Source organism: Thiocapsa sp. C2-2m (assembly GCF_041903745.1).
GTDB lineage: Bacteria > Pseudomonadota > Gammaproteobacteria > Chromatiales > Chromatiaceae > Thiocapsa > Thiocapsa roseilacustris.
This window is the reverse complement of sequence record NZ_JBBWVD010000026.1, coordinates 87,219-94,668: the sequence shown is the minus strand read 5'-3', so window position 1 is coordinate 94,668 and position 7,450 is coordinate 87,219. Positions and strand designations below refer to the sequence as shown.

The following is a 7,450-nucleotide window of genomic DNA, read 5'->3' as shown; positions in this document are numbered from 1 at the left end:
GAGGCCGACCAGCAACTGCTGCTCGACCGGCTGAATCTGCAGCTGCCCGCGCAGCCGCCACCGAGGATCACCGCCGCGCTTCATGCCCTTATACACTAATCGCCTGTAGTGCCGACCTTCGTCCCTGCGGCTTATGCTGAACAATGGGTTACGCGCAAAATGGGCGCGAATAGTCAAAGACGGGTTAGCCACACTCCGCACGGCGCTCCGCATTGACGGCCTGATTGGCATGCGGATCAGGCGTTTCCACCGGTCTTGATCCGATGCGTGACCGAGATGGGCGAGGCCGCGGTAGCCATGTTCCACGACGCCCTGACGGCTTATGGACGGGATGGCGGCGATGCGCAGATGGCACGTGCGGTGGCGGCCCGCGACGATCAGGTGGATCAACTGCAGGGTGAGATGATCGCGGCGATCGTGGAGCTGCTTCGCAATGCACCCGAAACAGCGGCTGCCGGTGTTGCCCTGTCGTGGATCGCACACAATTATGAGCGCGTCGCCGACCGGGCAACCAATATCGCCGAGCGGGTGGTCTACATCGTGACGGGCCAAACTCCTGACCTGAATTGAGCCGGGCAGGGAGGCGTCAGGGTCGTTGTCAGGTGCGGGTCCGCAGAGCGGATCGCCGGGTCAGATCAAGCGTGACGTGCCACCCGGTGTTTGAGATCTGTCGATGATCAGTCCGCCGGGACGGCCTGCGATGCCCGTCTACTTGTTGGTGTTAAGCTTCAGCGGCAGATAGACCAGGCACCAGCGCAGCAGGCCGGTCGCCAGAGGAACCAGGCCGATGGCGCCAAGCCAGTTCTGGGCATAGACGCCCCAGGCGATGATGGCGATACCGGCGATAATCCGCAGAATACGATCGGTGTTTCCAACGTTCGGGGTCATGTGTTGATCTCATGTGATGTGGTGACCGGCACATCGGGCCGATCTGATGGGTGTGAACCAAGACTAACCGGGCCGATCCGTCGATTCAGTGACTTTGTCACCAAGGCGGCGGATTCGCTCAACCCTCCTGCGCGCGCAGTTCCAGTGCCGGGAGATCCAGTAGCTCGATGTGACCGCGTGTCGTGCGCAGCAGCCCCTGCTGTTCCATGCTTTTGAGAACGCGGCTGATCACCTCGCGGGAGGATCCCAGCTCCACCGCAAGGGCCTGGTGTGTCATCTGGATGTCGCGCCCCGGCGTCGCTGCCGACAATCCCAGAAGACAGGTGATGAGACGCTGATCCAGACGTTGGAACAACACCGCGTCGAGCAGGCTGAAGACCTCCTGCAAGCGCCCGCCGATCAAGGCGAAGAGATATTCCCGCCAAGGCTCCGACGTGGCCATCCAGCGGCGCACCTCGGCCGGCCGCACGACAACCGCTTCGACCGCGCTCTCGCACACGGCAAACGCAGGAAAGGGTCGTCCACTCAGGATGCAGGAGGTGGTGATGACGCAGCTCTCACCGGGCTGCACGCGATACAGGGTGATCTCCCGACCGTTTTCACCGAGCTTGTAGACCCGTCCGGTGCCGGTGAGCACCAGCGGGAGATGGGTGCACTGGGCGCCGTCGTGACAGATGAGCTGTCCGGCCGGGAGTCGAGCCAGCGTGCTGTGATCGAAGAGCTCGGCGCAGAAGGCCGCCGGCGCTTCGCGCAGAAACGCGAAGCTGTCGAGAATACGTTGGCGTTGCCAGGGATCGCTGATCATGTGGGCCGCGTCAGCCGATCGGCGAGCCGGTGTCCGACTGAGCGTCGAATGCCCTCAGCCGTGCCCATGCGCCACGCTTTCCGAACAGGGGGCGGCAGCGCTCAGTGTGCCACTCAGATAGCGCTCCACCGACGCGCGCACAGTGCCGCTTGCGCCAGTGGCGGTCTTGATGCCGGCCTGTGTGAAGAACTCGATCGCCCCTCCGCCCATGCCGCCGCTCAACATGACGTCGGCCTGCTGCTGCCTGATGAAGTCCGGGATCTGGCCTGGCTCATGCGCGTCTGAGAAGGGATTGGCGAGATCGCGTGTCGCGGTGACCGCGCCGTTCTCGACGTCCACCAGAATGAAGAAGGGGGCATGACCGAAATGCTGGGCGACCTGGCTGTCGAGGCCCTGGCTGGTTTCGGCGGTGACGGCAATTTTCATCGTGAATCTCCGGGTGGATCAAGGGTTGGTGGAATCGATGTGCAGCCGCGCCGGGCCGATTGAAGACCGGGTCGACTGCTCTGATGATCAATCGGTTCGTGTTTTGACAGCCGCTGAAGCGACGGTGCGTCGTCTGTCTTCTCAAACCTGTCGGGCGGTTGCGCCGGCCCCGGCACCAGGGCCGACACCAAGCGCTCCCAGACGGCGGACAGGGCGAGGCTCGCGGGCGCATCGGGGCGATACGCGGTGACCGCCTCGCCGGCCACCATCGCTCGGGCGATGGTCGGATCAAACGGGATATGCCCGACCGTGAGGATGCCGTTCGCCTGGCAATCGGCTTCGATCGCCCGAGCACCGGCCGGATACAGGTCGGCCTTATTGATGCACACCAGTGCCGGCACGCCGAAATGCTGGACGGTTTGGAGCGCGCGACGCAGATCCTGGATCCCGGAGACCGTCGGCTCGGTGACCAGCAGGGCCAGATCGGCGCCTGAGACGGCGGCAATGACCGGACAGCCGATGCCGGGCGGTCCATCGATCAGCACCAGTTGGCGCTGATCGTCCAGGGCCTGCTGACGGGCGCGCTGCCGCACCTGCGTGACCAGCTTGCCGGAGCTTTCCTGTCCCGGATACAGATGGGCATGATGGAGCGGTCCGTAGCGGCTGTCGGAGTACGCGTATTCGCCGACGGTTTGCTCCTGCATGCCGATGCTCCCGGTCGGGCACTGATAGACGCAGGCGGCGCAGCCGTCGCAGGCAATGGGGTCGATGACCCAACCCGTATCGGTCTCGACGATGGCATCGAAGCGGCAGACCGACTCGCAGTCGCCGCACTGCGCGCACAGGTCGTCGTCGATCAGGGCCACCTGACCGCCGCGAAACGGCTCGGTGTTCAACCGCTGCGGCCGGAGCACCAGCTCCAGATTCGCCGCGTCCACATCGGCATCGGCCAGGATGACCTGACCGGCAAAGGGTCCCAGGGACGCCAGATGGGCGAAGGCCGCGGTGACGCTGGTCTTGCCGGTGCCGCCTTTGCCGCTGAGGATGACGAGCTGTTTCATGGGGTCACCTCGGCGAGGATGCCTTCCAGCAGGTTGCGGAATCGGGGCCGATACTCGGCATCGGCTTCCACCAGGGTGCGGCCGCCGGCGATCGCCTCGGCGATGCGCCGCTCCATCGGGATGCGCAGCAGAATCGGCAATTCGCTCTCGGCGCAATAGGCCTCGACGGCGTTGTCGCCGATCCCGTCGCGGTTGATCACCACGCCGGCAGGGATGTTCAGCTCACGGGCGATGGCAACGACCTGTTTCAGGTCGTGCAGGCCGAAGGGCGTCGGCTCGGTTACGAACAGCACGAAGTCCGCCCCGCGCAGCGTCTCCACCACCGGGCAGGCCGCACCCGGCGGGGCATCGCGAATCTCCAGAGGGCGACGCGGCGCGCCGTTGCCCGCCGACGTTGCCGCGGGGGCGCGTTTCTTGAGCTCGCGCAGGATCGGCACGCCCATCGCTTGTCCGACGTTCATCAGACCCTGGGCAAAGGTCATCCCATCGGGTGTGGTCCCGCTGTCGATCCGACCGGTGACGAACAGATGCTCGCTGATCGCCTGCTCCGGGCACATCCAGGTGCAACTGCCGCAGCCGTGACATAGATCGTCGAATACCAGCGTCGTTTCACCGACCACGGCAATCGCATTGAACTGGCAGATCTCGGCGCAGGTTCCGCAGTGGGTGCAGATCTGCTCATCCACCCGCGGGACCTGGACCCCGACGTCCCGCTGGACCTCCAGGCGCGGATGCAGAAACAGCGCGGCGTTGGGCGCCTCCACGTCGCAATCGAGAAAACGCACCGCGTGCCCTTCGGCCGCGACCTGCGCGAGACTGGTGGCGACGGTGGTCTTGCCGGTGCCGCCCTTGCCGCTGGCGATGACGATACGCATCCCGGTTCAGTCTCCGTGATGGCCGCCATGCGTGGCCTGATCGGCCGGGGTCAAATCCCCCGAGGTGAACGCGGCCAGGATCTCGGCGGCGCTTTGGGCCTCATTGCCCGACGCAAGGAGACATTGGATGTGCGCCGCCGACAGGGTGCGGAACGCCTTGGGCCCGTACGCCCCGCTGACGACGGCCTGGGCGCCGAGCTTGGCGATACATTGCGCGGCCAGCACGCCGGCTCCGCCCGATGCCGAAACGGCCGGATTGGCATGGACGCTCCAGTCGCCGGTGACCGTTTCCACCAGACAGAAGGACTGCGCGCGCCCGAAACGGGCGTCGAAGGGTGCATCAAGCGATTGGCCGGAAATGGAAATAGCGAGTTTCATTTCAGTTCTTTCGGGATGTCCTGGTTGGCTGTATGCAGCCGCTCGGAGAGTCGGCCGATGAGGGTGTGCAGATATTGGATCCTCCTCTGACGGGTGATGTGTACCGTTCGATGCTGCGATTGCCGCGGTGAGAGAGCCTTGTCGATCGGCTCGGCCCCGTCGGTCCGGATCAGCCCGGCTGGCCATCCTCGCCGATGAGAAGCGTCGTGTCGGTGAGATAGCGATGCTTCGGGATGACTAGGTTGGTGGGCGCCGGGACGTTCTTGAAAACCCGCGCCGCCAGATCGAAACGCGAACCATGGCAGGGGCAGAAGAAACCGCCCTTCCAATCTGCCCCCATGTCATCCGGGGCGACTTCAGGCCGATAAGTCGGCGCGCAGCCCAGATGCGTGCAGATGCCGACGACGACCAGATAGGCCGGCTTGATGGAGCGGGTGGCGTTCTGACAATAGGCCGGCTGCTGTGGCACCTCCGAGGCGGGATCGACGAGATTCGGATCGTTTTCCGGCAAGGCGGCCAGCATCTCGGGTGTCCGATGAGTGATCCACACGGGCTTGCCGCGCCATTTGACGCGCAGCAGGCCACCAGGCTCCAGATTGGCGATATCCGCCTCGACCGGCGCTCCCGCGGCCCGCGCGCGGGCACTCGGATTCATCGATGCGACGAAGGGGACCAGCGCAAAGCCGGCGCCGACGGCGCCCACCAGACCGGTGGCGGCGACGAGAACGCGACGCCTCGTCTTGTTCACAACCTGCTCGCTCATGAGGGTCTGTCTCCGAACGAAGACGCGCCGAAGCCGATGCCGGGCGGCGCTCCTCGTCGTTTGAATGAAAGTGGGGTGAAGGTGATATTCCGACTGGACTGATCGGCATTGTCCCGCACCCGCCGCGTGCATTGCCCTGATATCCGTCAATGTCAAACGCACATATGTGCGTTTTACTGAGCGCATTGAACTGCACAATCGAGCCATGGGAGGCATGATGCCGGGTCGAACGCGACGCGCCCGCTGTATCGGATTCGATCCGGGCTTTCTCTGCTTCAAACCCTGCGGTCGACCGGGACGGGGCCTGGAGACGCTGACGCTGCGCGCCGACGAGTTGGAAGCCTTGCGGCTTGCGGATCTGGAAGGCCTGTATCAAGAGGACTGTGCCGCGCGGATGGGCATCTCGCGGACCACCTTCTCACGCACCCTGGCGCAGGCGCGCCGCACGGTGAGCGATGCCCTGATCAACGGCAAACGACTGCTGGTTGAGCCGAGCGCAGACCACGGAAACGCGCTCCTGTCATCGAGCGACAGATCACAAACCGCTGCGTCGCCCTCGATGACCAGGAGGGGCGACGCAGATCGCAGCGCTGGCCGCTAATGCGTCAGTAGGCCAAAGCTGGACCAGGATCCCGCAGCAATTCCCGCCGAAAAATCTTTCCATTTGAAAACTGTAGGTTAGCTCAGGCTCGGAAGATGCTCGGTGCGGTGCTGGTGCATCCGGACTGCGCGGAGGTCTTCCCGCTCGCCCCCGAGCCGATCCTCAAGCCCGACGGGGCGAAGAAGAACGACTGCGAGCGCAACGCCGCCAAGCGCCTGCTCACGGATCTGCGCCGCGAGCACCCGCACCTGAAGCTGATCGTGGTGGAAGACGCGCCGGCCTCCAACGGCCCGCACATTCGCCATCTGCAAGCGCTTGATCTACGTTTTATTCTCGGCGCCAAGCAGAGCGACCACACGTTTCTCTTCGACTGGGTGGCGGCCAGCGCGCGCACCATCGAGGCGAGCTTCAGCGACGCGAAGGGATTCCGCCACCGCTTTCGTTACCTCAACGGCGTGCCGTTGAACGACGCCAACTTCGACCTCGAGGTGAACTTCCTCGAGTACCGGGAACACGCCCCCGACGGCAGCGTCACCCACTTCTCTTTGGTGACCGACATCCCCGTCGAGGACAGCAACCTGATGACCCTGATGCGAGGAGCCCGCGCACGCTGGAAGATCGAAAACGAGACCTTCAACACCCTCAAGAACCAAGGCGATCACTTCGAGCACCACTTCGGTCACGGCAAACAGTCTCTCAGCACCGTGCTTATGCACCTGATGATGCTGGCGTTTCTGATCGATCAGATCCAACAGCGCTGCTGCCGGCTGTTCCAAGCCGCCTTGACGGCCGCCAAGAGCAAGACCCGGCTGTGGCGCAAGCTGCGCAACCGCTTCGATCTGTGCCTGATCCCCAACTGGGAGACGCTCTATCGGTCCATCATCCACCCGCCGCTGATCGCCTTGATGCTCGACACCACCTAGAGGACCGCCGTGAACGACTGTGCTCGAAGCCAATCTTGAGGGTCACCAAAAGCCAACCGTTGCAGCAGCGCCGCCCGGCGGCGAGAGGAGTGCCATGCCTGAACGTTCTCCACATGCGTCCGCGACGGTCTCGATCGATGCCGGGCGTACACGGCGGGAATTGCTGTACTTATTCGAGGCGTACTGCCGAAACACATCATCCATCTGCAATGAGAGTTGTGGATTGAGCGTGGCGCGATAGCCGTCGATCCGGGCCACCACCGTCTCGCCGTTCTCGGCCGTCGGGCGTTGCTCCACGACGACCAGATCGCCGGTGTCGATACCGTCGTCGGTCATGGAGTCGCCGCGCACGTACAGGGCAAAACTGCGAGCTGCCGCATGCCGTTTCACCAGACGGGCGGGAACCGTCAGGGTCTCGCGCGCCTCGACCGCGAGGACCGGCTGACCGGCGCTGACCAGACCGAGCAGCGGCAGCTCGACGGTGGGCTCCTCGCTCGGGTCGAGTGGCTCCAAGTCGGGGTACCAGGTGGGCGCAGCTGTCTACGAATCGGTTGCAAGACATCGTCCATCACGATCTCCGGGCGGTGAGAGTGTATTCGGGGAGTTTAGCCGCAGAACCGGGATCATGCGCGCCCAATAGCGGCGGATTCGCCTACTTCTCCGCCGATATCGAAAACAGCCTCGGACCCAAACACCGCCTCTTGCAGCCTCGCTTGCGTGTTCACGATGG

The 7,450-nt window shown here is 64.3% G+C and carries 11 protein-coding genes; 3 read left to right on the top strand and 8 right to left on the bottom strand.

The genetic code is table 11. The annotated features are described in order from the left end of the window. Positions 1–276 precede the first annotated feature (276 nt). Complete coding sequence (locus tag AADX97_RS19520) at positions 277–570, top strand: phosphate uptake regulator PhoU (RefSeq protein WP_374235371.1); 294 nt, start codon at positions 277–279, stop codon at positions 568–570. Between the two features lie 138 nt (positions 571–708). Here the strand turns inward: AADX97_RS19520 and AADX97_RS19515 are convergent, their stop codons facing one another. The 7 genes from AADX97_RS19515 to petA all read right to left on the bottom strand — a co-directional run bounded on the left by AADX97_RS19515 (position 709) and on the right by petA (position 5,196). After that, positions 709–888, bottom strand: coding sequence for a DUF2892 domain-containing protein (locus AADX97_RS19515; RefSeq protein WP_374235278.1), 180 nt, complete (start codon positions 886–888; stop codon positions 709–711). Positions 889–1,006: 118 nt separating this feature from the next. Beyond that, positions 1,007–1,693 (bottom strand): Crp/Fnr family transcriptional regulator, encoded by a 687-nt coding sequence (locus tag AADX97_RS19510; protein ID WP_374235279.1) that lies wholly within the window; start codon positions 1,691–1,693, stop codon positions 1,007–1,009. Positions 1,694–1,747: 54 nt separating this feature from the next. Next, positions 1,748–2,119, bottom strand: coding sequence for a NifB/NifX family molybdenum-iron cluster-binding protein (locus AADX97_RS19505; protein ID WP_374235280.1), 372 nt, complete (start codon positions 2,117–2,119; stop codon positions 1,748–1,750). Continuing rightward, a complete protein-coding gene (locus AADX97_RS19500; RefSeq protein ID WP_374235281.1) occupies positions 2,116–3,180 on the bottom strand; it encodes an ATP-binding protein in 1,065 nt (354 codons plus the stop codon). The genes AADX97_RS19505 and AADX97_RS19500 overlap by 4 nt, the downstream gene beginning before the upstream one ends. Beyond that, positions 3,177–4,055, bottom strand: coding sequence for an ATP-binding protein (locus AADX97_RS19495; protein WP_374235282.1), 879 nt, complete (start codon positions 4,053–4,055; stop codon positions 3,177–3,179). Before AADX97_RS19495 ends, AADX97_RS19500 begins: the two co-directional genes overlap by 4 nt. A 6-nt stretch (positions 4,056–4,061) precedes the next feature. Beyond that, complete coding sequence (locus tag AADX97_RS19490) at positions 4,062–4,433, bottom strand: NifB/NifX family molybdenum-iron cluster-binding protein (RefSeq protein WP_374235283.1); 372 nt, start codon at positions 4,431–4,433, stop codon at positions 4,062–4,064. Between the two features lie 169 nt (positions 4,434–4,602). Then, positions 4,603–5,196 (bottom strand): ubiquinol-cytochrome c reductase iron-sulfur subunit, encoded by a 594-nt coding sequence (gene petA, locus AADX97_RS19485; RefSeq protein WP_374235284.1) that lies wholly within the window; start codon positions 5,194–5,196, stop codon positions 4,603–4,605. 214 nt (positions 5,197–5,410) lie between these two features. Between petA and AADX97_RS19480 the strand changes: the two genes are divergently transcribed. Together AADX97_RS19480 and AADX97_RS19475 are read left to right on the top strand one after the other, a co-directional pair. After that, the gene (locus tag AADX97_RS19480; protein ID WP_374235285.1) at positions 5,411–5,797 is read left to right on the top strand and encodes a DUF134 domain-containing protein; all 387 of its coding nucleotides are present in this window, start codon (positions 5,411–5,413) and stop codon (positions 5,795–5,797) included. Positions 5,798–5,892: 95 nt separating this feature from the next. Next, positions 5,893–6,720, top strand: coding sequence for a hypothetical protein (locus tag AADX97_RS19475; RefSeq protein WP_374235286.1), 828 nt, complete (start codon positions 5,893–5,895; stop codon positions 6,718–6,720). Between the two features lie 42 nt (positions 6,721–6,762). Here AADX97_RS19475 and AADX97_RS19470 read toward each other — a convergent pair whose 3' ends face one another. Further along, positions 6,763–7,233, bottom strand: coding sequence for a LexA family protein (locus AADX97_RS19470; RefSeq protein ID WP_374235287.1), 471 nt, complete (start codon positions 7,231–7,233; stop codon positions 6,763–6,765). Positions 7,234–7,450 lie beyond the last annotated feature (217 nt).